Source organism: Ruegeria meonggei (genome assembly GCF_900172215.1).
GTDB lineage: Bacteria > Pseudomonadota > Alphaproteobacteria > Rhodobacterales > Rhodobacteraceae > Ruegeria > Ruegeria meonggei.
Genome location: NZ_FWFP01000004.1, coordinates 127,471 through 153,183, shown reverse-complemented (window position 1 = coordinate 153,183; position 25,713 = coordinate 127,471). Strand labels below are relative to the sequence as shown.

The 25,713-nt window shown below is 57.7% G+C and carries 21 protein-coding genes and 1 pseudogene; 13 read left to right on the top strand and 9 right to left on the bottom strand.

Features of this window, described 5'->3' with window-relative positions:
• Position 1 precedes the first annotated feature (1 nt).
• Genes RUM8411_RS07925 through RUM8411_RS07890 form a run of 8 tightly spaced genes read left to right on the top strand, consistent with a single transcriptional unit; the run spans position 2 to position 9,007 of the window.
• Complete coding sequence (locus RUM8411_RS07925) at positions 2-850, top strand: carbohydrate ABC transporter permease (RefSeq protein ID WP_085822161.1); 849 nt, start codon at positions 2-4, stop codon at positions 848-850.
• 21 nt (positions 851-871) lie between these two features.
• Positions 872-2,212, top strand: coding sequence for an alpha-glucosidase/alpha-galactosidase (locus tag RUM8411_RS07920; RefSeq protein WP_085822160.1), 1,341 nt, complete (start codon positions 872-874; stop codon positions 2,210-2,212).
• Positions 2,213-2,260: 48 nt separating this feature from the next.
• On the top strand, positions 2,261-3,967 hold the full coding sequence (locus RUM8411_RS07915; RefSeq protein WP_085822159.1) for an IlvD/Edd family dehydratase: 1,707 nt from the start codon (positions 2,261-2,263) through the stop codon (positions 3,965-3,967).
• Positions 3,967-4,734, top strand: coding sequence for an SDR family NAD(P)-dependent oxidoreductase (locus RUM8411_RS07910; protein ID WP_085822158.1), 768 nt, complete (start codon positions 3,967-3,969; stop codon positions 4,732-4,734). Before RUM8411_RS07915 ends, RUM8411_RS07910 begins: the two co-directional genes overlap by 1 nt.
• Positions 4,735-4,738: 4 nt before the next feature.
• Positions 4,739-5,632, top strand: coding sequence for a 2-dehydro-3-deoxygalactonokinase (locus tag RUM8411_RS07905; RefSeq protein WP_085822157.1), 894 nt, complete (start codon positions 4,739-4,741; stop codon positions 5,630-5,632).
• A complete protein-coding gene (locus tag RUM8411_RS07900; protein ID WP_085822156.1) occupies positions 5,629-6,234 on the top strand; it encodes a 2-dehydro-3-deoxy-6-phosphogalactonate aldolase in 606 nt (201 codons plus the stop codon). Before RUM8411_RS07905 ends, RUM8411_RS07900 begins: the two co-directional genes overlap by 4 nt.
• Positions 6,231-7,091 carry an SMP-30/gluconolactonase/LRE family protein gene (locus RUM8411_RS07895; protein ID WP_085822155.1) on the top strand — a complete coding sequence of 287 codons (861 nt, stop codon included), beginning with the start codon at positions 6,231-6,233 and terminating at the stop codon, positions 7,089-7,091. Before RUM8411_RS07900 ends, RUM8411_RS07895 begins: the two co-directional genes overlap by 4 nt.
• The gene (locus tag RUM8411_RS07890; protein ID WP_085822154.1) at positions 7,088-9,007 is read left to right on the top strand and encodes a beta-galactosidase; all 1,920 of its coding nucleotides are present in this window, start codon (positions 7,088-7,090) and stop codon (positions 9,005-9,007) included. Before RUM8411_RS07895 ends, RUM8411_RS07890 begins: the two co-directional genes overlap by 4 nt.
• Before the next feature lie 34 nt (positions 9,008-9,041).
• On the opposite strand, the gene RUM8411_RS07885 is transcribed toward RUM8411_RS07890, so the two are convergent.
• From RUM8411_RS07885 to RUM8411_RS07845, 9 genes are all read right to left on the bottom strand, one after another.
• Positions 9,042-10,304, bottom strand: a complete 1,263-nt coding sequence (locus tag RUM8411_RS07885) for an ABC transporter permease (protein ID WP_085822153.1) — start codon at positions 10,302-10,304, stop codon at positions 9,042-9,044.
• A complete protein-coding gene (locus RUM8411_RS07880) occupies positions 10,301-11,221 on the bottom strand; it encodes an ABC transporter permease (protein WP_085822152.1) in 921 nt (306 codons plus the stop codon). The genes RUM8411_RS07885 and RUM8411_RS07880 overlap by 4 nt, the downstream gene beginning before the upstream one ends.
• Positions 11,222-11,232: 11 nt before the next feature.
• Positions 11,233-12,345: an ABC transporter ATP-binding protein gene (locus RUM8411_RS07875; protein WP_085822151.1), complete on the bottom strand. Its 1,113-nt coding sequence runs from the start codon at positions 12,343-12,345 to the stop codon at positions 11,233-11,235.
• Between the two features lie 116 nt (positions 12,346-12,461).
• Positions 12,462-13,586 carry an extracellular solute-binding protein gene (locus RUM8411_RS07870; RefSeq protein WP_085822150.1) on the bottom strand — a complete coding sequence of 375 codons (1,125 nt, stop codon included), beginning with the start codon at positions 13,584-13,586 and terminating at the stop codon, positions 12,462-12,464.
• Positions 13,587-14,173: 587 nt separating this feature from the next.
• The gene (locus RUM8411_RS07865) at positions 14,174-15,256 is read right to left on the bottom strand and encodes an ABC transporter ATP-binding protein (RefSeq protein WP_085822149.1); all 1,083 of its coding nucleotides are present in this window, start codon (positions 15,254-15,256) and stop codon (positions 14,174-14,176) included.
• Positions 15,257-15,259: 3 nt separating this feature from the next.
• Positions 15,260-16,915, bottom strand: coding sequence for an alpha-glucosidase (locus tag RUM8411_RS07860; RefSeq protein WP_085822148.1), 1,656 nt, complete (start codon positions 16,913-16,915; stop codon positions 15,260-15,262).
• 9 nt (positions 16,916-16,924) lie between these two features.
• Positions 16,925-18,073 carry a carbohydrate ABC transporter permease gene (locus RUM8411_RS07855; protein WP_085822147.1) on the bottom strand — a complete coding sequence of 383 codons (1,149 nt, stop codon included), beginning with the start codon at positions 18,071-18,073 and terminating at the stop codon, positions 16,925-16,927.
• A gap of 5 nt (positions 18,074-18,078) precedes the next feature.
• Complete coding sequence (locus tag RUM8411_RS07850) at positions 18,079-19,086, bottom strand: carbohydrate ABC transporter permease (RefSeq protein WP_085822146.1); 1,008 nt, start codon at positions 19,084-19,086, stop codon at positions 18,079-18,081.
• A gap of 66 nt (positions 19,087-19,152) precedes the next feature.
• The gene (locus RUM8411_RS07845; protein ID WP_085822145.1) at positions 19,153-20,421 is read right to left on the bottom strand and encodes an ABC transporter substrate-binding protein; all 1,269 of its coding nucleotides are present in this window, start codon (positions 20,419-20,421) and stop codon (positions 19,153-19,155) included.
• Positions 20,422-20,639: 218 nt separating this feature from the next.
• Between RUM8411_RS07845 and RUM8411_RS07840 the strand changes: the two genes are divergently transcribed.
• The 5 genes and pseudogenes from RUM8411_RS07840 (at position 20,640) to RUM8411_RS07825 (ending at position 25,650) form a co-directional block, all read left to right on the top strand.
• Entirely contained in the window at positions 20,640-21,671 is a 1,032-nt protein-coding gene (locus RUM8411_RS07840; RefSeq protein ID WP_085822144.1) for a LacI family DNA-binding transcriptional regulator, read from the top strand.
• A 2-nt stretch (positions 21,672-21,673) separates the two neighbouring features.
• Positions 21,674-22,975: pseudogene (locus RUM8411_RS22980) on the top strand (GH1 family beta-glucosidase); the annotation flags it as partial.
• A 63-nt stretch (positions 22,976-23,038) separates the two neighbouring features.
• Positions 23,039-23,998 (top strand): glucokinase, encoded by a 960-nt coding sequence (locus RUM8411_RS22975; protein ID WP_234995185.1) that lies wholly within the window; start codon positions 23,039-23,041, stop codon positions 23,996-23,998.
• 37 nt (positions 23,999-24,035) lie between these two features.
• Entirely contained in the window at positions 24,036-24,962 is a 927-nt protein-coding gene (locus RUM8411_RS07830; RefSeq protein ID WP_085822142.1) for a carbohydrate kinase family protein, read from the top strand.
• 16 nt (positions 24,963-24,978) lie between these two features.
• Positions 24,979-25,650, top strand: coding sequence for a D-lyxose/D-mannose family sugar isomerase (locus tag RUM8411_RS07825; RefSeq protein WP_085822141.1), 672 nt, complete (start codon positions 24,979-24,981; stop codon positions 25,648-25,650).
• The last annotated feature ends 63 nt before the right edge of the window (positions 25,651-25,713 follow it).

Below are 25,713 nucleotides of genomic sequence, written 5' to 3'. Positions count from 1 at the left end.
AATGTTTCCCAAACCCATCGAAAAACAACCCCGTGCAGCACAAATCACCTATAAGGCGATGCTGCCGGTTGCATTGCTGCTGTGGCTAGGCCCCCTGCTTGCGGTTGCGCTTTTCTCGATCAAGCCCGAAGCGGATTTCACCAACGCAAACTACTGGGGGATGCCGTCCCGTTTTGAAGGTGCTTTCAACTATGGGCAAGTCTTCTTCAATTCGGACATGCCACGCTATCTGATGAACTCGTTCCTGATCACCATTCCAACGGTGCTCGGGTGCGTCGCGCTCAGCAGTATGACCGGGTTTGCGCTGGGGATCTATAAGTTCAAATCGAACATCTGGATCTTCTTCATGTTCGTTGCAGGCAATTTTGTACCGTTCCAAATTCTGATGGTGCCGGTCCGCGACCTGACCCTCGAGCTTGGGCTGTACAACACCAAAACGGGGCTGGTTCTGTTTCACATCGCCTTTCAGACCGGATTCTGCACGCTGTTCATGCGTAATTTCATCCGTGCCCTGCCGTTCGAACTGATCGAGGCCGCACGAGTCGAAGGCATCAGCGAATGGCGCATCTTCTGGTATGTTGTCCTGCCGCTGATGAAGCCCGCAATCGCGGCGCTCAGCGTGCTGATCTTCACCTTCATCTGGAACGATTACTTTTGGGCCGTTGTTCTGACCCAAGGCGCAGAGAGCCAGCCTGTAACGGCGGGGATCACCAGCTTTAATGCGCAGTTCAGGGCCGCGTATCAATTAATGAGCGCCGGTTCCATCGTTGCAGCCCTGCCGCCGGTGGCCATGTTCTTCCTGATGCAGAAACACTTTATCGCGGGATTGACCCTCGGTGCCGTAAAATAACGTCAAACCAAGGTTTGCCACATGACTAAAATTACTTTTGTTGGAGCAGGCTCCACGATCTTCATGCAGAATATCGTGGGCGATGCTCTGCTGACCCCCGCCCTGTCCGACAGCCACTTTGCGTTGATGGATATCGACCCGACCCGTCTGGCCGAAAGCGAAGCCGTGGCCCGCGCTATGATCCGTTCGGTCGGCAGTGCGGCAACTGTGTCCACCCATACGGATCGCAGGGCGGCGCTGGATGGTGCGGATTTCGTTATCACCGCCTTTCAGGTTGGCGGTTACAAACCTTGTACGCTGACGGATTTTGAGATCCCCAAACAATACGGGCTGCGTCAAACCATTGCCGATACGTTGGGTGTGGGGGGGATAATGCGCGGGCTGCGTACCGTGCCTGTGCTGTGGGATGTGGCGCAGGACATGATGCAGCTATGTCCAGACGCGACGCTGTTGCAATACGTCAATCCGATGGCAATCAACACCTGGGCGCTGGCCGAACAGTTCCCAACGCTAAAACATGTGGGTCTGTGCCATTCGGTTCAAAACACGGTCGAAGAACTGGCCCATGATCTGGACCTGCCCAAACAGGACTTCCGATACAAGGTTGCGGGCGTGAATCACGTCGCATTCTTCTTGCGGTTGGAACATAACGGGCGTGATCTTTATCCTGCGCTGCAGCAGGGTTATGCCAGCGGCCGCTTTCCCAAACCACCCCTGCTGATGCCGCGCTGCCCGAACAAGGTGCGATATGAGGTAATGGACCACCTGGGCTATTTCTGCACCGAAAGCTCGGAGCATTTCGCGGAGTATGTGCCGTGGTTCATCAAAGACGGTCGGCAGGACCTGATCGAGCAGTTCAGTATTCCGCTGGATGAATACCCCACGCGCTGTGTGGAACAGGTGGAATCCTGGAAAGAACAGGCCAAGACGCTGACCGATGGCCGCAATATCGATGTTGTCCGTAGTCACGAATTTGCCGCTGACCTGATGAATGCGATTGTCACCGATACGCCCTATACAGCCTATGGCAACTTGCCAAACACCGGGCAGATTCCGCAACTGCCCCTGGGCGCGGCGGTGGAAACGCCGTGCCTTGTGGATGCCAACGGGGTGCAGCCCTCGGTTGTGGCGGACATCCCTCCGCAATTGATTGCCCTGATGCGCACGCAGATCAACGTTCAGGAACTGACCGTTCGTGCGTTGGTCGATCAGAACCCGGACTACATCTATCACGCAGCCATGATGGACCCCCACACTGCGGCCGAGCTTGACCTGCGCCAGATCCGAAACCTGGTGAGCGATCTTTTGACCGCCCATGCCGATTGGCTACCCGACTGGTGCCGCCCGGCCCGTGCCGCCTGATCGTTACATTTCGCCCTGACACTCCTTGCCTGAAAAGCACCCCAAGATATGAAGAAACGCCGTTCACAACACTGGTACGGAAAACTCGACAAAGACGGATTTATCCATCGGTCCTGGATGAAGAACCAGGGCTTTCCGGATCACGCTTTCGACGGGCGGCCCATCATTGGTATCTGCAATACCTGGTCCGAACTCACGCCCTGCAACTCGGGCCTGCGTGATTTGGCCGAGGGCGTAAAGCGCGGTGTGTGGGAGGCAGGAGGCTTTCCGGTTGAGTTTCCGGTGATGTCCCTGGGTGAGACCCAAATGAAACCTACCGCCATGCTGTTTCGCAATCTGTTGGCGATGGATGTTGAGGAATCGATCCGTGCTTATGGCATCGATGGCGTTGTCCTGCTGGGCGGCTGTGACAAAACCACACCGGGGCAATTGATGGGCGCGGCTTCGGTCGATCTGCCCTCAATCGTTGTCAGCTCCGGCCCGATGCTCAACGGCAAGTATCGCGGGCAGGATATCGGCTCAGGCACGGATGTCTGGAAGTTTTCCGAGGCCGTGCGGGCGGGTGAAATGACCCTGCAGGACTTCATGAACGCCGAATCCGGCATGTCTCGCAGTGCCGGGGTCTGTATGACAATGGGCACCGCCAGCACTATGGCCTCGCTGGTCGAGGCGATGGGCATGAGCCTGCCGACCAACGCCGCCTTGCCTGCTGTGGATGCACGTCGCATGGCACTGGCGCATCTGACCGGCAAGCGGATCGTTGAGATGGTGGATGAGGATCTGAAGCCATCCGATATCCTGACAAAAGAAGCCTTTGAGAACGCCATACTGACCAATGCTGCCGTCGGTGGTTCGACCAATGCGGTTGTCCACCTGCTGGCCCTTGCAGGTCGCGTGGGTGTTGATCTGACGCTGAAAGACTTTGAGATCGGGTCGGAAATCCCCCTACTGGTGAATTGCATGCCATCGGGCAAATACCTGATGGAGGACTTCTGTTATGCGGGCGGCGTGCCGGTTGTGCTGTCCGAGATAAAGCCGCACTTGCGCCCGGCCAAGACCGTTCTAAACAAGTACATTTCAGCCTATTACGACGGGGCTGAATGCTTTAACCGCGATGTGATCCGGCCTTTTGATGACCCGGTTAAACCTGCGGCTGGCTTGCGGGTGCTGCGGGGGAATCTCGCGCCCAACGGGGCCATCGTTAAACCCTCAGCCGCAACAGACGGGCTGTTGGAAACCGAAGCCGAGGCCTTTGTTTTCGAAAGCATTGAGGACCTGAAGGCCAATATCGACCGCGACGATCTGCCGGTGACACCCGAGACCATTCTGGTGCTTAAGGGCTGCGGCCCCAAGGGCTATCCGGGCATGCCGGAGGTCGGCAACATGCCGATCCCGGCCAAGTTGGTAAAAGCAGGCGTGCGCGACATGATCCGAATTTCGGACGCGCGCATGTCCGGCACGGCGTTTGGTACCGTCATCCTGCATGTCAGCCCCGAAGCGCAGGCTGGTGGCCCGCTGGCATTGGCGCAAACCGGAGACCGTATCCGCGTGTCAGCCAGCAAGGGTGCGCTTGAATTGCTTGTAGACGAAAAGGAACTGGACGCTCGCCGCGCCGCGTGGCAACCGGACGACCCACACTATACCCGCGGCTATGCCAAGCTTTACATTGACCACGTGCTGCAGGCCGATCGGGGCGCCGACCTTGATTTTCTTGTAGGCAAAGACACCCGCCTTGTGACCAGAGAGAGCCACTGATGGATCAACCAGCCACATTTCACGACCTGAACGGAGCGTCCGTCTACATCACCGGCGGAGGATCGGGTGTGGGCGCTTCGCTGACCGACGGGTTCCTGTCACAAGGCGCGAATGTCGCCTTTATCGGCCGATCAGATGCCAGCGCTTTTGTCGACGAGATGCGTGAAAAGCACGGGCGCGCACCGTTGTTCATGCAAGGCGATATGACGGATACAGAGCTATTGCACGCCACGATGGAGAAAGCTGCCGAGGCGCATGGTCCCCTGACCGTGTTGGTCAACAATGCGGCCAATGATCAACGCCATTCGCTTGAGGAAACCACCACGGAATTCTGGGATTGGATGATCGAGGTGAACCTCAAGGCTTATTACTTTGCCTGTCAGGAGGCCGCCCGCCAGATGCAGGGTAAAGGCGGCGCGATCATCAATTTCAGCTCGATCAGTTACATTATGGGCAATGCAGGCTATCCGATCTATACCACTTCGAACGCCGGGATTACCGGAATGACCCGCTCGCTTGCCCGCGAATTGGGTCCGCAGAAAATCAGGGTCAACGCGCTGGCACCCGGATGGGTATTAACGCAGAAACAGCTGGACATGTGGGCCACGCCCGAAGATCTGGCCTCACATCTGGAGCGCCAGTGCCTGAAATACCATCTTACGCCCGAAGACATGATCGCGCCGACCCTGTTCCTTGCGTCCGAGGCCAGCCGAGCCATGACAGGTCAATGCATGGCCGTCGACGGCGGCGTTGTAGCATCAGGATAGAGCCATGAACACCGAATGGATCGCTGTTGATTGGGGAACGTCGCACCTGCGGGTCTGGGCCATGCAGGGCGAATCCGTGCTGGATCGGGCGCAGTCTGACCGTGGCATGGCGCGCGTTGCCAAAGGTGACTTCCAGGTGGCTTTGTTGGATTTGATCGAAGGATGGCTGGGCAGAGAGCCAGTCGACGTTGTGGCCTGCGGCATGGTGGGTGCGCGACAGGGCTGGGTCGAGGCACCTTATACAAGCGTGCCTTGTGCTGCGATGCCGGTTGATCCGATCCGGGTTCCGGATACAGACCCGCGTATTCGTGCCTTCGTCGTGCCCGGATTGAAACAACTGTCACCACCGGATGTCATGCGGGGCGAAGAAACCCAGATTGCGGGGTTTCTGGCTGGTCACCAGAACTGGGACGGCGTGATTTGCCTGCCCGGCACCCACACCAAATGGGTGCAGGTCAGCGCTGGTGAAGTCATCAGTTTCCGCACTTTCATGACAGGTGAAATGTTCGAACTTCTACAGGCGCAGTCTGTCCTGAAGCACTCGGTTGGTGAGGGCTGGGACGAGGCCGCCTTTGTTGAAGCCGCAGCGGATACGCTGTCGAAACCCGAACAACTGGCGGCGCGATTGTTTGGCCTTCGCGCTGCGGATCTGCTGCATGGGCAGGACGCAGGTACGGCCCGCGCACGCCTGTCGGGGTTGTTGATCGGCGCTGAACTGGCCGCTACCCGAGCCTATTGGCTGGGCCAGCAAATAGCGATTATCGGTGCCGAGGGCCTGTCTGGAGTTTATGCCATGGCCCTGCAACACCAAGGCGCGTTTGTCGAAACCACCAACAGCACCCAATCCACTCTGGCAGGCCTGTCACAGGCCCGAAAACTAACGAGACAAATTGCATGAGCCGACCAATCATTGCCATTTTACGCGGCCTGAGGCCGACCGAAGCAGCCGCAGTCGGCCATGCCTTAATCGCGGCTGGTATCGACAAGATCGAAGTTCCGCTAAACTCGCCCGATCCTTTGGACAGCATCAAAATTCTGGTAGACACCTTTGGGGATCAGGCTTTGATAGGCGCAGGAACTGTGCTGAGCCCCGTCGAAGTTGATGCTGTCGCAGGTGTCGGCGGCAAGCTGATCGTCTCGCCCAATTGCGATGCGGATGTGATTTCCAGAACCCATGCTCTTGGTCTGGAAAGCTGGCCCGGCATCTATACTCCGACCGAGGCATTTGTGGCACTCAAGGCCGGAGCGACGGGGCTGAAACTGTTTCCGGGCGTTATGGCGGGACCATCTGGCTTGGCCGCAATGCGACCGATCCTGCCGAAAGATACGTTGGTTTATGCCGTTGGCGGTGCGGGCCCTGAGAATTTCGGCGACTGGCTCACCGCCGGAGCCGACGGATTTGGGATCGGTTCGGCCCTGTTCAAACCGGGAATGGCGGCCGCTGACATCGCGGACCGGGCCGGGCAGATCGTTACGGCCTATGATGTGGCAGCCGGATGAGCAGGGTCTTTGATGACCGCCCCTGCGAGTTGGGCGAAGGGCCATTGTGGCACCCGAACCGCAAGCAGCTGTTCTGGTTTGATATTCTGGGCAAACGCCTGATGACGCAGGAAGATGGAGAGCCGCGCAGCTGGCAGTTCCCAGAACATGTATCGGCCGCTGGCTGGGTGGACCGGGACACGCTTTTGATCGCATCAGAAACCGGGCTTTGGCGGTTCAACCTGGCCACTGAGGACAAAGACCTGATTGCCCCGCTTGAGGTGGACAACCCCGTCACCCGATCCAATGACGGTCGCGCCGACCCCTGGGGCGGGTTCTGGATCGGGACCATGGGCAAAAGTGCAGAGCGTGGTGCTGGGTCGATTTACCGCTTTTGGCGTGGGGAAGTGCAACGGCTGGTGCCGGATGTTACCATCTCGAACGCCATCTGCTTTGCTCCGGACCGGTCCTGCGCCTATTTCACCGATACAGCGACAAAACTGGTCATGCGATATGCGTTGAACCCGGAAACGGGTTGGCCCATTGGGTCGCCTTCGGTTTTTCTGGACTTGCGGATGGATGGGTTGAACCCAGACGGTGCCGTGGTGGATGCCGAGGGCTCTATCTGGATCGCGCAATGGGGGGCAAGCCGCGTGGCGGGTTACTCTGACGCCGGGCAGTTTTTGACGGCTGTTGAGTTTCCGGCGGCCCACACGTCCTGCCCCGCCTTTGGTGGTGACGATCTGACGACGCTTTTCTGCACTACCGCGCGTCAGGGGCTGGATGTGGACACCCTGAATGCACAACCAACAAATGGCATGACCTTTGCCGCCACTGCGGTGGGCAAAGGCCAGACGGAACACAGAGTCATCTTATGAAGCCTGAACTTGGCGTATGCTATTACCCCGAACACTGGCCCGAAGCGATGTGGGCTGACGACGCCCAACGCATGATCGAAACCGGTATCACCTGGGTTCGCATTGGCGAATTCGCATGGAGCCGGATGGAGCCGACGCCTGGTGACCTGCACTTTGACTGGTTGGATCGCGCGATTGAGGTACTGGGTGTTGCGGGTTTGAAAGTGGTGTTGGGCACGCCAACCGCGACCCCTCCGCGGTGGATGCTGGAAAAGCACTTGGACATGCTGGCCGTGGACGCAAATGGGCAGCCACGTAAATTCGGATCGCGCCGGCACTACTGCTTTAGTCATCAGGGCTATATCAAAGAATGCACACGCGTTGCCCAAATTATGGGCGAGCGGTACGGGCGCAACCCTCACATCGCCGCGTGGCAGATCGACAATGAATATGGCTGCCATGATACCACCGTCAGCTACAGCCATCTCGCCGCAAAAGCGTTCCACCATTGGCTGGAAAACCAATACGGCACCATCGATGCCCTGAACGAGGCTTGGGGCAACGTTTTCTGGTCAATGGAATATGACGGGTTCGACCAGATCGAACCGCCCAATCTGACCGTTACAGAGCCCAACCCCGCACATGTTCTGGCCTATCGCCGCTTCAGCTCGGATCAGGTGGTTGCTTTCAACAAGGCGCAGGTCGATGTGCTGCGACCACTGACCGACGTTCCTTTGTTGCACAACTATATGGGGCGCGAGCTGGATTTCGACCATTTCAAGGTTGGGGAGGATCTGGATATTGCCACATGGGACAGCTATCCGATCGGTTTTCTTTCTGACCGGCTAGAAGCGGACGATGCCCAAAAAACCACCTTCCTGCAGCAGGGTGATCCTGACATGCAAGCCTTTCACCACGACCTTTACCGCGCGGTCGGACGCGGCCGTTGGTGGGTGATGGAGCAACAACCCGGCCCGGTCAACTGGGCCCCCTACAACCCGGCCCCCCTGCCTGGCATGGTCCGCCTCTGGTCGCTTGAAGCCGTTGCACATGGGGCCGAAGTGGTCAGTTATTTCCGCTGGCGGCAAGCACCGTTTGCGCAGGAACAAATGCACGCAGGCTTGTTGACCCCAAATAACCGCCCCGCCCCGGGATTGGCTGAGGCTCGCGGAACGGCAGATACCCTGGCGGGGATGGGCACGGTGACACAGGTACAGGCGCAGGTGGCCATTCTGTTTGACTACGCCTCGGATTGGGCGTGGACCGCACAGCCGCAAGGCGCCGGATTCAGCTACTTCCGGCTGGTCTTTTCGGCTTACCGCGCGTTGCGGCGTGCCGGGTTGTCGGTTGACTTCCTCTCATCATCCAACTTTCCCACACAGGGATACAAGGTGATCCTGGCACCCGGGCTGGCAACGCTGGACAGCGAACTGGAACAGCGACTGTCAGGCGCATGTGACCTGTGTGTTCTGGGTCCTCGTAGCGGTGCCATCACCCATGATTTTCAAATCCCAAAGGCCGGGCGACCCGGTTTGTCCAGGCTGGATTGCGACGTCGATCTGGTCGAAACCCTGCCCCCAAACGTCCATCGCGGCGTGATCGGAGGCGGTGCGGCCCAACACTGGATCGACCGTCTGTCCGGCACAGGCCCCGACCTGCTGAGCTTTGAAGATGAGGCACCCGCGTTGAAAGGCGACGGCGGGCTCTGGTATCTGGCTGGCTTTCCGGATGAAGCATTGTGGGATCGTGTGATCACTATGACGGCGCACCAGGTCGGCCTATCCTTGCATCAAATGCCGGAAGGCCTGCGGCGACGTGAAACGGAAAACCATACCTTCCTGATCAACTATAACGCCGACCCCGTCATCTGGAATGGTCACCAGATCGGTGCCTGTGGCGTCACCATCGTAAAAAAAGACGCGCCCGAAGAGCGGTAATCTCTTAGGGCGCGTCGGGGTCCAAAAGGTCGACCTATTGGTTGTCTTGCAGACTGTTGGGGTCAAAGACGCCGCCAGATCCACCATTGTTTGAGGGTGTTTCAGCACCAGTTGCGTCGTCTTCATCGTCGCTATCCAGCGTATTTGGAGCAAATACGTTGCCAAAGCCGCTGTTGTTTGACGGCTTCGGAGCCGATTGCTGTGCATCACCCTGCTCAGCCTCTTCGGCTTCCCGTTTCTTGCGCTGTTCTTCGCGCTGCTTGCGCAGTTCCTGAATGCGTTGCTCTGCTTCAAGCCGTTTCTGCTCTTTGACGTTGGCGATGCACTGCCCCGGATTGTAAGCCGTCGCCGTGCCGACCACGGTGATCGTTGCCACAGCAAAGACGACAACCAGAACCGCAGCCATGTTACCTGCAAAAAAGCTGGGCAGTTTGATCTTGCCCGCCAGCTCTTCGACCGTGGCATTTTTGCGCGCAGCGGCCACCAGTTCCTGCCGTTTCAGCTTGGCCTCGTTCAGCAGAGCAAAGAACACAGTCAATGCCACGATGATGAAGGCCAGTGCCGAGATCGAGGGCGTGATGCCATAGCGCACTTTTTGCGCCAACTCGATCGTCAGTGTCGGGTATTCGCCGAAGGTAAACGTGGTGGTGTTGTAGTTCTCGAACGATGCGAGGAAGGCCAATACCGCCGCCGAGGCAATCGCCGGACGCATGAAAGGCAGCAGGATTTTGCGGAACGCCTGTGCGTGAGTGGCGCCAAGATCCAAAGCGGCCTCGGTCAGGGCAACATCATAGCGCTGTAGCCGCGCCACCAGGACCAGCATGCAATAGCTGGCAATAAAGGTGGATTGGCCAATTACCGTCAGGAAGATGCCGTTCGACAAAAAGCTGTCCGCACCCAGACCCAGCATCCGATTGATCCGGTCCCAGAACACCAGCGTCGAGATACCCAGAACAACGCCCGGGATTAGGATCGGCGCGATGATGACCGTGTAGTAGGTCGCGCGCAGCTTTGGCCATATCTGCGTTAGCATCAACGCACCCGCCAGACCCATCGCCACTGACAAAACAACCGTCCCGGCCCCGATGATCAACGAGTTTTTGATCCCGTTCAGGATACGTTGATCCTGAAACAATTCTCCAAACCATTGGAAAGTCAGACATTCCCACGGTGTCATCCGCGGGAAACCCGACGAGTTGAACGCGGTAATCGACATGATCACCAACGGCCCAAGCAAGTACAGAAAGAAGATCGCCAGATAGACCCAGATACTTACACGAAGGAAGGAATTATTCATTTCCCGATATCCCCCATGTTCACTTTGAACAGGCGCATCACGGCCAGCACAAACAGGATACAGGTCACCAGCAGCACGATGGCGTAGGCGGCCCCCTGCGGCCAGTCATTGTTGTCGTTGAACTGCTGATAGATCAGCTGTGTGAACCACAGGGACGACGGCCCGCCCAGAATTTGCGGCGCGGCTAGAGCCCCTGCCGACAGCATAAAGACCATGGTGCAGCCCGAGCTGATGCCCGGCTTGGCATAGGGAATAACTACCCGCCAGTGAATCCGCCACCAGGGCGCGCCCAGATCACGCGCAGCCTCGATCTGGTTTTTGTCCAGACTTTCTATGACGTTATACATCGGGAAGATCATCAGCAGGATATAGGCGTACCCCAGCCCCGCATAGAGCGCGATGTCGTTACGGATGAAATCAAACGGTGTGTCCCAGATGCCCAGCCCTGTGAACAAGGTGTTCAGCACGCCGGTCTCACCAAAGATGATCCGCAGGGCAAAGGCCCGCAGAATCTCGTTGATCCAGTAAGGGATGATCAGCATGATCGCAAAGATGCGGATATGGCTGCCCTTGGATTGACCCAGGTAATAGGCAATCGGATAGCAGAGGATCAGGTTGAATATCGTCACGCAGACTGCGGCCAGCAAGGTTCGGAAGAACACGCGCAAATCGACCGTGTTATAGGACTGACTGCCACCCTCGGGGCCGTAGACGAGGTATTTGTAGTTCTCAAGCGTATAAACGTCTTTGGGCCCGCCAATCTCTGGCGGTGGCAGGTTCGGACGGAACGAGAAGTCCAGCATCGACAGTTGTGGCAGGATAATCAGGCCGATGGTCCAGAACAGGACCAGACCGAGGATCGCCAGCCCCATGCCGGTGCCATTGCGGTTGAAAAACTCTTTCAGGAAGCCGGGCATTGTATGGCCCCCTATTCCGCAGCCAGTTCACCCGCCGGAACCAGAACCGCGTTGCGGGTCTCGTATTCCAGCGTGATGTTCTGACCTGTGTGATCCTCAAAAGATTGGCCCAGGTTTGGCAGAGAAACTTTGATCTCTTTGCCACCTTCGCCTTCGGTGAAGATGTTATACGCATTTCCTTCAAACTCTTCGTGGGTCACCCGCGCGGTGACAAAGTGATCTCCGGTTGCGCCGTCCGGTGCGATGGCAAAGGCCTCGGGGCGGACGAACATCATGGCGTCATCGCCCTCTTTCAGCTTGCCCTGATTGGCGGTCGAAACACGGGCCACCAGATCCCCCGAGCGGTTTGTTCTGATCAGAGCCTCATTTCCCATGACCTGCTTGATTTTACCGCGGAATACGTTGTTTTCGCCCACGAATGATGCGGCGAACGCTGTGTTGGGATCGTTGTAGATGGTCTTTCCATCGGCGATCTGGTCAATCACACCGGCGCGCATCACCGCAATGCTGTCGGACATGGTCAGGGCCTCGCCCTGATCATGCGTAATATAGATGAACGTAATGCCAACGCGCTTTTGGATTTCACGCAACTCGGTCCGCATATGTTGGCGCAGCTTCAGGTCCAACGCCGACAGGGGTTCGTCCAGCAACAGGACATCCGGTTCAGCGCACAAGGCGCGCGCGATGGCGACACGCTGACGCTGACCGCCAGACAATTCACTGGGCAGCTTGTCGCCCTGTCCCGGCAGCGCGATCATGTCCAGCAATTCATCACCCCGCTTGCGCCGTTGCGCAGCGCTGGCACCGTTGATTTCCATCGAGAAGGTGATGTTCTCCCATACTTTCATCAGGGGGAACAACGCGAGGTTCTGAAAGATCAAAGCAGTCGGACGCTTGTTCGGGCCAATGCCGCGCATATCGTTGCCGCCGATCAGAACCTTGCCCTCACTGGGGTCAAGAAAGCCCGAAACCGCGCGTAGAATCGTTGTCTTGCCGCAGCCAGAGGGCCCAAGGAACGAAAAGAAGTCGCCCCCGTTAATGTTTACATTAGCATCACGCACAGCGACAAAGTCACCGAAACGGATCCACAGGTTTTCCAGATCTACACCGACCCCAGCACTCATTTTCAGGTATCCCCGTCTGGCACGGTTTCAGACCGCGCAGTATCGACCGTTACGCCACATCGGCGCACGGGCAGATAACCCCCCGCTGAGATGCGAGGGGTAGTTTTGCTAAGCGATCAGGCGCTTTTGAACTTGTTGACGAACTCGGTCCGTGTTTCCGCGTACCAGGGCGCTTCGGCCGGCCACGGGTTCAGGTTGGCGAGTGAATCGCCCGGATAGGCCTCGGCAAAGTTCTTTTTATAGGTGTCGCCGGAATATTGATCGGCACCCAGAACTGGCGAGTTATACCCGTGGCTGTCAATTGCGACACCAGCCGGTTTCGCCTGATAGGCGAAGTCGATGAAGGCATATACCTGTTCTGTATTGGCAGCACCTGTTGGCATTGCAATACCGTCGACCCACGCCATCGCGCCTTCGACCGGCGCCTGATAGTGCACCGGTTCACCCGCAGATTTCAGCGCCAGCGGCGGACCATCCCAAGTCTGACCAACGATCACACCTTCGTTCAGCAAGCCGTTTTTCTGAGTATCAGCGTCGTTCCAGATCAGTTTGATGCGATTCTTACGCTCGACGCACCAGTCGGCAATCTGACCCCAAACCTTACGCATGGTGTCCTCGTCGCCATAGGCAGCCCAGACCGAGCCCGGCTCCATTTCACCGGCACTTTCCATATACAGACCTGCGCCCAGCATCATCGAGTGCGCGCGGCCCATGGTCTTACCTGCGTTTGCTTCGGACCAGACATCGCCATATGAGGGCGCATCGCCTTCGGGCAGCCACAGGTCGGTGCGGTAAGCGATACCTTCTGTTCCCCAGATATGCGGCAGCCAATGCACGCCACTGTCGCTAAAGTTCCAGGCGTCCGTACCAATTGAGGCCATCGCCGGGTTCACCAGATCGATTGGCACTTTGTTCATGTCAAACGGCTGCAGCAGCTCCAGCGGCTCCCACTGTAGCGAGCGGTTGTTGGTCGGCGAGACGATGTCAAAGCCCTGGCCCTTGGTGGCCTTCATCTTGTTGATGATTTCTTCGTTCGATCCAATACCGGTGTAGTTGACCTTAATGCCGGTAAGGGTTTCAAATTCCTGCAGGAACGTGGGTGGCAGGTAATCCGACCACATTAGAATGTTGATCTCACCCGAGGACGCCAGTGCGCTTTTGCTATACAGTGGTGCTGCCAGAGCAGCGGCACCCGCACTCTTCAACACTGAGCGTCTGGAAAGCGTTTTCCGTTCGGCCATATTTGATTCTCCCGTTGTTAGACTTTGCAGTCTTTTAGTTTTGTAGTTGCAGGCTAGACCTTCGCGGCAGATCTGTCAGTCCAAAAGTGACAGTTGCCAAGTTTCATAAGTCCAGTTCGCAGCCGCATCCGGTGGATTTGATCTCAGGGTCACAGTTCCACCCGGACGAAGTCACCATAGGGCGGGATTTCCGAAGTACCAACAAGATATTACAGCACCTATTGAAGGGGTGAGACATGGCCTGTTTTACCGAAGTCAAAGGCGAACCATGGGTGTCCGTGGCGCGCAACACGCGGGTCTTGGTCCGATTCCCTAGCCGTTACACCTTCGGAACAATCGTTGGATAAATTGTCTGATCCGTCCGCATGATCACAAAGCTGGCGCTCTGGCCAACGCTTGAATAACCGGCAGCTACAGGATCGTTAACCGCTGTGACCTCTCGTCAACTGGTGGAACCTTGCGCTACTTCGCCTCGCGGACGGACGGTTCTCGGGGAAAGCGGATGACGATTCGACCGGCGCCACTTTAGCCGTTATTAGACTATCTTGTGGCTTTAGGGTCTGCAGAAAATGTCACGCTAGGTGATCCTATTTCCGCATGGAGATCCCTTGATGGAACAGGTGGACCTTGTCCGGTTCGGCAGTCACGGCGACGGTTTGCCCGCGCATGTTTCTTTGGACACCGGGCAGTTTGGCAACGACAGTGTCCGCCCCGTCTTCGGCCGCGAAGTAAAGAAGCGTGACCTCACCCAAGGCCTCGGTGAAATCAACAATGCCTTCCAGAATGGGATCGCGGTCTGCGGGTTGGAAGTCTTCGGGGCGCACACCGATATTGACTTGTTTGCCCGCGTCTGAGGCATCCGTGGCAACCCTGGACACGGCTGTTCCGCCACTGTCGAGCTTTACAATTGTTGTCTCGCCGGTCTGGGTGATGACACCGGACAAGAGGTTCATCGAAGGCGAGCCAATGAATTGCGCTACAAATTCATTGTCGGGCGTTTCATACAGTTCCAGTGGCGTACCCACCTGCGCGATGCCCTTGTCCGCCAGAACCACAATCCGGCTGGCCAGCGTCATCGCTTCGACCTGATCGTGGGTGACATAGATCATCGTGCTGTCGGGCATCGCCTCTTTCAAGCGCGCGATCTCTATCCGCGTCGCCACGCGCAGGGCTGCGTCAAGATTTGAAAGCGGCTCATCAAACAGATAGACCTTGGGGTCCCGCACGATGGCCCTGCCGATTGCAACCCGCTGACGTTGTCCGCCGGACAGTGCCTTGGGCAGACGGTCCAGGAAAGGGTCCAGCTGAAGGATGCGCGCGGCACGATCGACGGCTGCGTCGACCTCATCCGTTGGCATCTTGGCGATCTTCAGGGCAAAAGCCATGTTTTCGCGCACGGTCATATGAGGGTACAGGGCATAGCTTTGGAACACCATCGCAATGCCCCGTTGCGCCGGAGGCACGTCATTCATGACCTGCCCCTCAATCTCAAGCGTTCCGCCCGAGATCTTCTCAAGCCCTGCAATCATCCGAAGCAATGTGGACTTGCCACAGCCAGACGGGCCGACGAAAACGATCAATTCACCCGTTTCAATGTCCAGGTTAATGTTCTTGAGCACATCGACACTGCCATAGGTCTTTGCCACATCCGTGAGATTGAGTTCCGACATGACTTATCCCCTTTTCCGCGCCATCAGACAGAATTGGGCGGGGCCGAGGGTCAGAGAACCCTTTCCATCGACACTGCCCAACTCGTCCCCGATGGCTTGCCAGTTACCGTCCGGTAGAGTGATTTCTTGGCCTTTTGAACCCAGATTGAACGCGCAGAACACCTGTTCGGTCGCGTCTTCACGCAGGAAAGTCAGGATAGAATTGGATGCGGCCATGTCCGTCTGCTGACCAGACAACAGCGCTGAATGCGCGTGTCTCAATGCAATTGCCCGACGGTAATGGTGCAACATTGAATCGCGATCCTGTTCCATCTGGTCGACAGCGCGGTCTGCCTGCGCTGAGCTGACAGGCAACCACGGGCGGCCGGAGGAGAACCCGGAATGTTCGTCCTGTGCGGCCCAGACCATCGGCGTGCGGCAACCGTCGCGGCCTTTGAACTCGGGCCAGAACTCAATGCCGTAGGGGTCCTGCAAATGTTCATAGGGCACGTCCGCCTCGGGCAGGCCCAGCTCTTCGCCCTGATACAGGCAGGCCGATCCGCGCAGGCACATCATCAGAACCGCGTGCTGACGGATGGCCGCATCATCCAGCCCCCAGCGGGATGCGTGGCGCTGAACGTCGTGGTTGGAAAACGCCCAGCAGGGCCAGGCGTCGCCTGCCTTATCCTCCAACTGGTCAAAAACCTGTTTGGCATAGGTGGCGGTCAAAGCACGCTTTTCCAGAAACTCGAACGCATAACACATGTGCATTCGCTTATCGCCCGACGTATAGGTGCCCATGATCTCAAGCCCGCGCTGCGCATCGCCGACCTCACCCAGGCAGGCGCGGTTTTGGTATTGATCCGTCAGCGCGCGCAACCGTTCCAGAAAGGCTATATTCTCGGGCTGGCTTTTAGAAAACAGGTGATCCTGATGGTTGTAGGGGTTCACCATCGGCGCGATTGAGGCATTGCGCTGGTCCATCGGCAAGCCCGGATTGTCGCGCAACTGCATGTCGTGGAAATAGAAGTTGATTGTGTCCAGGCGGAAACCATCCACACCAAGGTCCAACCAGAACCGGGCCACGTCCAGCAAGGCGTCCTGCACGTCCGGACAATGAAAATTCAGGTCGGGTTGCGCGGTCAGGAAGTTGTGCAGGTAATACTGGAGACGCCGCGAATCCCACTGCCAGGCCGAGCCGCCAAAGATCGAAAGCCAATTGTTGGGTGGCGTACCGTCCGGCTTTGGATCGGCCCAGACATACCAATCTGACTTCGGATTGTCCCGTTTGGCGCGGCTTTCGCTGAACCACGGGTGCTGATCCGAAGTGTGCGACAGAACAAGGTCGATCATCACCTTCAGCCCAAGGGAATGCGCCTGTTCCAGCAGGTCCTTGAAATCCGCCATGGTGCCGAACATCGGATCGACATCGCGATAGTCGCTGACGTCATAGCCAAAATCCTTCATCGGAGACTTGAAGAACGGCGAAATCCAGATCGCATCAACCCCCAATGACGCGATATAGCCCAGCCGTTGAGTGATCCCTTTCAGGTCCCCAATCCCATCGCCGGTGCTGTCCTGAAAGCTGCGGGGATAGATTTGATAGATCACCCCGCCGCGCCACCAGTCGGCGGACACTTTGGTCGATTTGGAAAGTTCTGCGGTGTTCTGCACGTTCATCAGACGCCTCTATTTTACGGACCCGGCCAACAGGCCGCGGACCAGATACTTTTGCATTGCGAAGAAGACAGCCAGCGGCACGGCGATTGATACAAACGCTGCCGTGGCAAGAATTTCCCAATTTCCGCCTCGCGTACCCAACAATTCGACAATGCGGTTGGTCATGACGGTCGTTTGGCCGGATGCGTCGATCAAAAAGACCTTGGCAACCAGCAGGTCGTTCCAGGTCCACAAGAACTGGAAGATCGCAAAAGACGCCAGTGCCGGAAAGCTAAGCGGCAGGATCAGTTTGGTGAAGATCTGGAACTCGGTTGCGCCATCAACACGCGCGTTTTCGATCAGATCGCGCGGTAGCCCGGCCATGTAGTTGCGCAAAAGATAGATGGCCAGAGGCATCCCGAACCCGGTATGGGCCATCCAAACACCTAGGTACCCTTTGCCGATCCCGATATTGAGGTGGAATTTCAACAACGGGATCAAGGCCAGTTGCAGTGGGACAACCAACAGACCGACGACCACGGCGATCAGCAACGCCCGGCCGGGAAAATCCATCCAGGCCAGCGCATAGGCCGCAAACGCAGCAACCAGAATCGGAATGATCGTTGCCGGAATCGTCACGGTCAGCGTGTTGAAGAATGCGCGCCCCATACTGTCGGTGCTGTCTTCGGCCAACAGGACCTTGTGGTAATTGGCCAGCGTGAATTCGGGTGGCAGTTCTGCGGAAACAAAGACGCGGGCTCCGCGGCTGCCTGTGAATTCCTCGGGGTTCTCCATCCGGTAATTCCCGGCGGCATCAACCACGATTGTTCCGCCCTTGCGCAACTCGGCGGTTTGCCCCGGTTCAAACGCATCAACTGCGCGCGAACTGACGCCCCATTTCGAAATCGTAGCTTGTGTGCCGTCATCGAACAGATTGCCCTCGATCACGTAGATCCCGTTTTCCTGAACCTGCGTCTCGGGCGCGGCACTGCGCAGCGTCAGGTTCTGCTCGGAAGGGAACAGCGACCGCCACCACCCGCTGGTCGCGATCTGATCAGAAGTTCGAAAAGATGAGATCAACAGCCCCAGCGTCGGCACAACCCATAACACTACCAGAAAGAGAACCGAGGCATGGACGATCCAGCGCAGCGCCGGTTTGGTTCCTGCAATATCGCTCATTGCCCCTACTCCATTTCCTTGCGCGCATTGCGCACGTTCCAGACAAGGATCGGAGCCACCAGCAGCATGATTACCATGGCCGAGGCCGAGCCCACACCCCAGTCATTGGCGCGGAACAGCTTGTCGTACATGTAGTTGGCAAGCACCTGCGTTTCCCATTGGCCGTTGGTCATGGCAAAGACGATGTCAAAAACCTTGAGCACGGTGATCGTGATTGTGGTCCAGACGACCAGAATGGTGGTCTTTATCTGCGGAACTTTGATCTTGAAGAAGATCTGAAACGGGTTTGCACCGTCCAGAATGGCGGCTTCGATGGTCTCTTCGGGGATACCGCGCAGGGCCGCCGACAGGATGACCATGGCAAACCCGGTCTGAATCCAGACCAACACAATCATCAGCAGAAAACTGTTCCAGAACGGGATTGTCAGCCAGGTCTGCGGATCGGATCCGCCAAAGAACAGATACAGCGCGTTCAGCATTCCGATCTGGTCTTGTTCCGCCGGGCGGGTGTCATAGACCAGTTTCCAGATCACCGAGGCCCCTACAAAGGAAATTGCCATCGGCATAAAGATCAGCGACTTTGCGATATTGCCCCAGCGGATGCGATCGGTCAGCTGCGCCACCAACAGGCCAAAAGCGGTCGACATGGCGGGCACGATGATCAGCCAGAACATGTTGTTGCGCATGGCTTCCCAGAATTTTGGCTCACGCGCCATCTGGATGTAATTGTCCAACCCAACCCAGGTATAACCTCCACCCGGAACCCGATCGGTCAGCGACAAGCGCAGCGTTTCCACAACCGGATAGGCCAGATAAAGCCCCAAAGCCGCCAAAGCCGGAAACAGGAATAGCCAAGGCCGGATTATGTTCGCACGGTTGATGTTGCGGCCCGCATTTGGACCACGGGCCGGGAACAGAACCTTGTCCAGAAATTGATTGGAAAAGTAGAAATAGCCCACACAACCCGACACGCCGATGGCGATGGTCAGAAGGCCCTGAAATGCCGGATGCATGCCGCTCTCCCTTGCGACGGAGGTTTCGGGCAACCCGGCCGTACGGGTTGCCCAGTCTCAGACGACTTAGTCCAGCGCGTCCCACGAGGACTGGATTTCATCGGCGACCTCTCGCGCCGGTGCGCCACCGGCATAGTCGACCATTCCAGTCCAGAAGGTGCCTGCACCAACGCCGCCCGGCATCAGGTCAGAGCCGTCAAACCGGAAGGTGGTGGCCCCCAGAAGAATGTCGTTCATCTTCTTCAGCGTCGGGTCCGAGAAAACCGAGGTATCGACACCTGTGTGTGGTGTCAGAAAGCCGGTCAGTGCCATCCACGTCTCATGCGCTTCAGGCGTTTGCAGGTATTCGATCAGCGCATGTGCGCCGGGGCTGTCATTGGTAATCGCCCACAAGGTGCCGGCGCCTAGGACCGGGCTGCCGAGGTCTTTGCTTTCATAAGCTGGGAAATAGAAGAAATCGACATCCTCGCCCACAATCGTGCCTTCGGGAAAGAAGGCCGGAATAAACGATGCCTGACGGTGAAAATAGCACTGTGGAGGTGAGCTGAACATGCCTTTGGGGCTGTCGCGGAAATCGGTAGTAGCAACCGCGCCCGCTCCGCCCGCGACATAGTCGTCGTTACGGGCAAACGCACCGAATTCCTCGATGGCGGCAACCACTTTGGGGTCGTTGAACTTCATTTCATTGGCGACCCAGGCGTCATAATCCTCGGGCGATTGGGTGCGCAGCATCATGTCTTCGACCCAGTCCGTCGCGGGCCAACCGGTCGCGCCACCGGATCCCAGACCAATACACCACGGCGTCTCACCGTCCGCCACGATTTGGTCGCTCAGCGCCTTGAGCTCTTCCATCGTGGTCGGCACTTCGTAGCCCGCGTCTTCAAAATTCTCGGGTACGTACCAGACCAGCGATTTCACATCGACCTTGTAGAAAAAGCCGTACAAATGATCCTGCCCGTCCGCGCCAGGATAAGTGCCCAGATCAACCCAGGACTGACCGGCTGCATAGTTGTCGCGAATCCAATCTGCGGTGCCATCGGCCAACGGTGTCAGGAACCCTGACCCCGCCATGTCCGCTGCCAAACCGGGCTGCGGGAACACGGCCACGCTTGGGGCTGATCCGGCCTCGGCATCAATCCGGATCTGCTGCTCGAAACTGTCCGAACCGACATAGGCGTACTCATGCCCGGTTGCGGCGGCAAAGCCATCCAACACCTTTTCGACATTTTCCTGATCCGGCCCCAGCCATGGCCCGAACACGGTGACCTTGTCGGCATACGCCGCGCCCGCCATCAGGGCGAACGTGGCCGCGCCTGCGTAAAGCGAGTGTTTCATAGAGCTTCCTCCCAACGTTTTCTTGCGTCTTTGAGACTCAGTTTTCAAAGCGCTTTGAATGGGGGAGTTTATGCGCTAACACTTGCGATCTGTCAACAATCGGTTTATTCACACCTTAACAGGTTGCGCTTACTGCAGCTGAAACACTGGCCATTGGCGGGCAAGAGATACGTTCGCAGGCGGATGCTGGTAAAAATTTAAGGCGCTTTGAAGCGAATATGAACCTTAAGGAACTCTCAGAAACTCTTGGCCTATCACAAACAACGGTCAGTCGCGCGCTGAACGGGTACCCCGAAGTGAACGAGGGTACGCGCGTGCGCGTTCAGGCGGCCGCCGTCAAACACGGATACCGACCCAACAGCCGCGCCAAGGGACTGGCAACCGGTCGGTCGATGGTGATCGGGCATGTGATTCCCAGCTCGTCCCGGCATGAGATGGTGAACCCCATCTTCGGAGACTTTGTCGCCGGTGCTGTGCGCAAATATGCTGAACACGGCTATGACATGATGTTCACCAATGTTGAAGATACCTCGATCGAGGACGCTTATCGTAGCTTGTTTCAGCGCGGCGCGGTAGATGGCGTTGTTCTGCAGGGCCCCAAGGTCCGCGAGCCACGGATTGAGGTTCTGAACCGCATGGGGGTGCCGTTCATCGTTCATGGCCGCTCGACCGGGGTTGAGGTGCCTTATGATTGGATTGATGTGAACAACAAAAGCTCGTTCCAACGCGCAACACGGTTTTTGACCGACCTTGGGCACCGGCGTATTGCCTTGATCAATGGGTTGGAAGATATGGATTTCGCACAACGACGCCGCGCCGGATATCTGGAAGCGTTGCGCGAGGTGAAAGTGACACCCGACCCAGAGCTGATGCGCAGTGCCGAGATGACCGAAGTTTATGGGCATCATGAAACCCGCGACATGTTGCGACTGAACGATCCGCCCACGGCCATCCTGACCTCGTCGATGATATCGGCCGTTGGTGTGCGGCGTGCGTTGCATGAGGCCGGGTTGGAGATGGGCAAGGATGTCTCGGTTATCGCCCATGACGACGACCTGTCCTATTTGAAGAACGGGCAGGATGTTCCGATCTTTACCGCAACCCGATCCTCTGTCCGTCAGGCGGGCGAAATGGCGGCGGAAATGCTGATTGATCGGATCAAATCCCCGAATGACCCGGTAAAAACTAGATTGCTGGAGGCCGAACTGGTAGTTGGCGGCTCAACCGGCCCCGCCCCCAACAGGTTGTGACAATGAAATACACCCGTGCTGACTTCCCCAAAGATTTTCTCTTTGGCGTTGCAACCTCGGCCTATCAGATCGAAGGCCACGCGCAGGGCGGTGCCGGGCAAAATCATTGGGATACGTTTGCCGCCTCGCCCGGGAATGTGGCGCGGGGTGAAAATGGCGATCTGGCCTGTGATCACCTAAACCGGTTTCCACAGGATTTTGACCTGGTGCGGGACGCCGGTTTCGACTGTTACCGGTTTTCGACCAGCTGGGCGCGGGTTCTGCCCGAAGGGCGCGGACAGGTGAACCAGGCCGGGCTCGACTATTACGACCGGCTGGCCGACGCGCTGCTGGAACGCAACATCCGTCCTTGTGCAACACTGTATCACTGGGAGCTGCCGTCGCCGCTGTCTGATCTGGGCGGTTGGCGCAACCGCGATATCGCCGAGTGGTTCGCCGATTTCACCGAAGTCATCATGGGGCGCATCGGCGACCGCATGTACAGCGTTGCCCCGATCAACGAGCCATGGTGTGTCAGTTGGCTGAGCCATTTTGATGGCCACCATGCACCGGGTCTGCGCGATATCCGCGCCACAGCCCGCGCAATGCACCATGTGCTGCTGGCCCATGGTCGGGCCATTGAATCCATGCGCAGTTTGGGAATGTCCAATCTGGGCGCAGTGTTCAACCTGGAATGGGCCGAACCCGCCGATGACAGCCCAAAGGCGCGGCAGGCGGCCGATCTCTATGACGGGATCTACAACAGGTTCTTTCTGGGTGGTGTGTTCAACAAAGCTTATCCGGACAACGTGCTTAAGGGTTTGGAACCGTATTTGCCAAGCGGATGGCAAAACGATTTTGACACCATTGGTGCCCCGGTCGACTGGTGCGGTCTGAACTACTATACCCGCAAACTGATCGCGCCTGATGATACTGCATGGCCCAGCCTCAAAGAGGTTCCAGGCCCGCTGCCCAAAACGCAGATGGGGTGGGAGATCGAGCCCACCGCGCTGACCCGTTTCCTGACCCGCGCCAAGCAGGAATACACTGGCGATCTGCCGATCTATGTCACTGAAAACGGCATGGCCAGCCCCGAGCGTCAGCAGGATGAGGATCGGATAGATTACCTCAACCAGCACCTGAAAGCGGTTCAGGCCGCGTTGGATGAGGACGTTCCGGTCAAAGGCTATTTCATCTGGTCCTTGCTGGACAATTACGAATGGGCCTTTGGGTATGAAAAGCGCTTTGGCCTGGTCGACGTGGATTTCGAGACGCTGGAACGGACACCCAAGGCCTCGTATAACGCTCTGAAAACCGTTCTGACCGGGGGCACGGTTTCGCTGCCTTTGGCGCAACCTGCCGGGGCCATTCGTGCGCATTGGAATCTGGTGGCTGATATTGGCGGCACCAATACCCGGCTGGGCGTCGTCTCGGACGGTAAGCTGACCGATCTGCGTAAGTATCCAACTGGTACATTACCCGAATTACTCGAAGCGTTTCACAGCCTGCGGGATGAGATTGGAACCGATCCCCGCGCCGTGGTCGCCGCAGGGGCCGGGCCGGTAAAAGACGGCACGATCCAGCTGACCAACGCACATCTCGATCTGCCCGAACGCGATATCGGCAGGGTGACCGGCGCTCAGCATACATACGTGATCAACGACTTTACCGCTGCGGCGTGGTCTGTTGCCGAAATCTCAGGCGACGAGGTTGAAGTGCTGCAAGGCGCGACTGAGCCGCCCACCGGGACGCGCTTGGTTGTTGGCCCCGGTACTGGTCTTGGGGTCGGCGCGCTGCTTTATTCCGAGGGCCGTTACCACACGGCTTCGGGTGAAGGCGGCCATGTCGGCCTGTCCCCACGCCACGCGGACGAGGTTGAAATTTTTAGGGCCGCCCGCCATATCGCGCCGGATTGCTTTTTTGACGACAGCCTGACGATCGAGGCTGAAATGTTCCTCAGCGGTACGGGGCTGCCCATTCTGTATCGAGCCGCCGGAATGGCTGCCGGGCTCGCCGATACGTCCGTCCGCAGCGCCCGCGAGATTCTGGAAGATGCCCGTACCAACAATGATCCGATTGCTCGCAGGGCCTCGCATTTGTTCACCACACATCTAGGGGCGGTGATGGGGGATCTGGCGGTTGCGTTCATGCCCATCGGCGGTGTTTTTTTGGTCGGGGGCGTCGCCAAGAAGAACCGTTGGCTGTTCAAGGACGCCTTTCGTGATGCCTTTAACGCAGGAGGGCGGTTCAGCGATCTGCGCCGCTCAATGAACCTTTATGTGTCGGAACAGGATGAATTTGGCATTGTTGGCGCTAACAACTTCTGTAAAAGTGCGCTTGCGCGTTAATATGCCCGCCTGAGCCCTGAAACAGAAAGGACCCGGCATGATCCTGTGCTGCGGTGAAGCCCTGATCGACATGATCGCTGCCCCGACCGTTTCGGGCGAACACGGGTTCGTGCCCCACTCCGGAGGCGCCATCTTTAACACGGCCATTGCGCTGGGTCGGCTGGATGCTCCGGTCGGAATGCTGACGGGGCTGTCGTCGGACATGTTCGGGCAACAGCTGGCGGCTGCGCTGCGGGCCAGCCATGTGGATGCAAGCCAGGTGATCCGCTCGGATCGACCAACAACTTTGGCTTTTGTTCAATTGCAGGACGGGCATGCCACGTACAGCTTCATGGACGAAAACTCGGCCGGACGCATGCTGACGCCCGAGGATATGCCGACCCAACTGCCTGCAGTATCCGCGCTGTATTTTGGCGGCATCAGCCTGGCTTGCGAACCTTGCGCCGATGCCTATGCGGCGCTGCTGGATCGCCACGGATCAGATCGCGCTGTCATGCTGGATCCCAACATCCGGCCTGGGTTCATCCAGGACCAGACCCGTTATCGCACACGGTTGAACCGGATGATCGCGCAGGCTGATATCGTTAAGGTGTCGGACGAGGATTTGGATTGGATCGTCCCCGGCCCCGAAAGCATCTCTGAAAAGGTGACCTTGCTGCTGCAAAGCGGACCATCGGTGATCATCGTGACCAGGGGCGGCGACGGGGCGTCGGGGTTTTTGGCAGATGGATCCGAAACCTCGGTCCCTGTACAACCGGTTCAAGTGGTTGATACGGTTGGTGCGGGCGATACGTTCAACGCCGGCGTGCTGGCTGAACTAGAGCGGTCGGACCACCTGACCAAAACCGCCCTGCGCGCTATAGGCACCGACACATTGCGCGCGGCCCTTACCAAAGGGGCGGAAGTTGCCGCCATCACTGTATCCCGCGCGGGGGCAAACCCACCCTGGGCGCACGAGCTTTGACCAATAAGGCACACAGATGAAACGATCAGATATCAACGCTATCAAAGCCGAGGCCGAGGCCTTCATCAAGTCCTTCGGTGCTGTCCTGCCGCCCTTTGCCAACTGGTCACCCGATCAGATGCGCAGCGATCAGGCAGCGGGCATTCGTGATCGCGGGCTTGGCTGGGACATCACCGACTACGCCCAGGGGCGTTTCGATGCGCTGGGTTTGTTCCTGTTTACCCTTCGCAACGGCGATGTAGGCGACCTGAACAAAGGCCGCGGTATGCTTTATGCCGAAAAACTGTTGGTGTCGCGTGACAAACAGCTGTCGCCAATGCACCGCCACATCGTCAAGGCTGAAGACATCATCAACCGTGGTGGCGGTGACCTGGTGATGGAGATTTATGCCTCGGACCCGCAAGGTGGCATTGATCGGGACACCCCGGTTACCGTGCCCAGCGATAACTGTCCGGTCACCATAAAACCAGGGGAATTGCTGCGCCTGAAACCGGGCCAGAGTGTGACGTTGATGCCGAGTATCTGGCATGCGTTCTGGGCCGAACAAGGGGATTGCCTGATCGGCGAGGTTTCGACCGTCAATGACGACCGCACTGACAACGTGTTCGAACAGCCGATCCCACGATTTGCCACCATAGAAGAAGACGCCGAGCCGGATTTCCTGCTGGTCGCGGATTACTACGCCTGAACTTTTGACAACAACCACACTTCCATGTTTGCACAGGCAATTTCGCTCCATCCCTGATAACTT

Coding starts and splice junctions, on each gene's coding strand:
- RUM8411_RS07925 (WP_085822161.1), top strand. CDS start 2: ATGTTTCCCAAACCCATCGAAAAACAACCCCGTGCAGCACAAATCACC.
- RUM8411_RS07920 (WP_085822160.1), top strand. CDS start 872: ATGACTAAAATTACTTTTGTTGGAGCAGGCTCCACGATCTTCATGCAG.
- RUM8411_RS07915 (WP_085822159.1), top strand. CDS start 2,261: ATGAAGAAACGCCGTTCACAACACTGGTACGGAAAACTCGACAAAGAC.
- RUM8411_RS07910 (WP_085822158.1), top strand. CDS start 3,967: ATGGATCAACCAGCCACATTTCACGACCTGAACGGAGCGTCCGTCTAC.
- RUM8411_RS07905 (WP_085822157.1), top strand. CDS start 4,739: ATGAACACCGAATGGATCGCTGTTGATTGGGGAACGTCGCACCTGCGG.
- RUM8411_RS07900 (WP_085822156.1), top strand. CDS start 5,629: ATGAGCCGACCAATCATTGCCATTTTACGCGGCCTGAGGCCGACCGAA.
- RUM8411_RS07895 (WP_085822155.1), top strand. CDS start 6,231: ATGAGCAGGGTCTTTGATGACCGCCCCTGCGAGTTGGGCGAAGGGCCA.
- RUM8411_RS07890 (WP_085822154.1), top strand. CDS start 7,088: ATGAAGCCTGAACTTGGCGTATGCTATTACCCCGAACACTGGCCCGAA.
- RUM8411_RS07885 (WP_085822153.1), bottom strand. CDS start 10,304: ATGAATAATTCCTTCCTTCGTGTAAGTATCTGGGTCTATCTGGCGATC.
- RUM8411_RS07880 (WP_085822152.1), bottom strand. CDS start 11,221: ATGCCCGGCTTCCTGAAAGAGTTTTTCAACCGCAATGGCACCGGCATG.
- RUM8411_RS07875 (WP_085822151.1), bottom strand. CDS start 12,345: ATGAGTGCTGGGGTCGGTGTAGATCTGGAAAACCTGTGGATCCGTTTC.
- RUM8411_RS07870 (WP_085822150.1), bottom strand. CDS start 13,586: ATGGCCGAACGGAAAACGCTTTCCAGACGCTCAGTGTTGAAGAGTGCG.
- RUM8411_RS07865 (WP_085822149.1), bottom strand. CDS start 15,256: ATGTCGGAACTCAATCTCACGGATGTGGCAAAGACCTATGGCAGTGTC.
- RUM8411_RS07860 (WP_085822148.1), bottom strand. CDS start 16,915: ATGAACGTGCAGAACACCGCAGAACTTTCCAAATCGACCAAAGTGTCC.
- RUM8411_RS07855 (WP_085822147.1), bottom strand. CDS start 18,073: ATGAGCGATATTGCAGGAACCAAACCGGCGCTGCGCTGGATCGTCCAT.
- RUM8411_RS07850 (WP_085822146.1), bottom strand. CDS start 19,086: ATGCATCCGGCATTTCAGGGCCTTCTGACCATCGCCATCGGCGTGTCG.
- RUM8411_RS07845 (WP_085822145.1), bottom strand. CDS start 20,421: ATGAAACACTCGCTTTACGCAGGCGCGGCCACGTTCGCCCTGATGGCG.
- RUM8411_RS07840 (WP_085822144.1), top strand. CDS start 20,640: ATGAACCTTAAGGAACTCTCAGAAACTCTTGGCCTATCACAAACAACG.
- RUM8411_RS07830 (WP_085822142.1), top strand. CDS start 24,036: ATGATCCTGTGCTGCGGTGAAGCCCTGATCGACATGATCGCTGCCCCG.
- RUM8411_RS07825 (WP_085822141.1), top strand. CDS start 24,979: ATGAAACGATCAGATATCAACGCTATCAAAGCCGAGGCCGAGGCCTTC.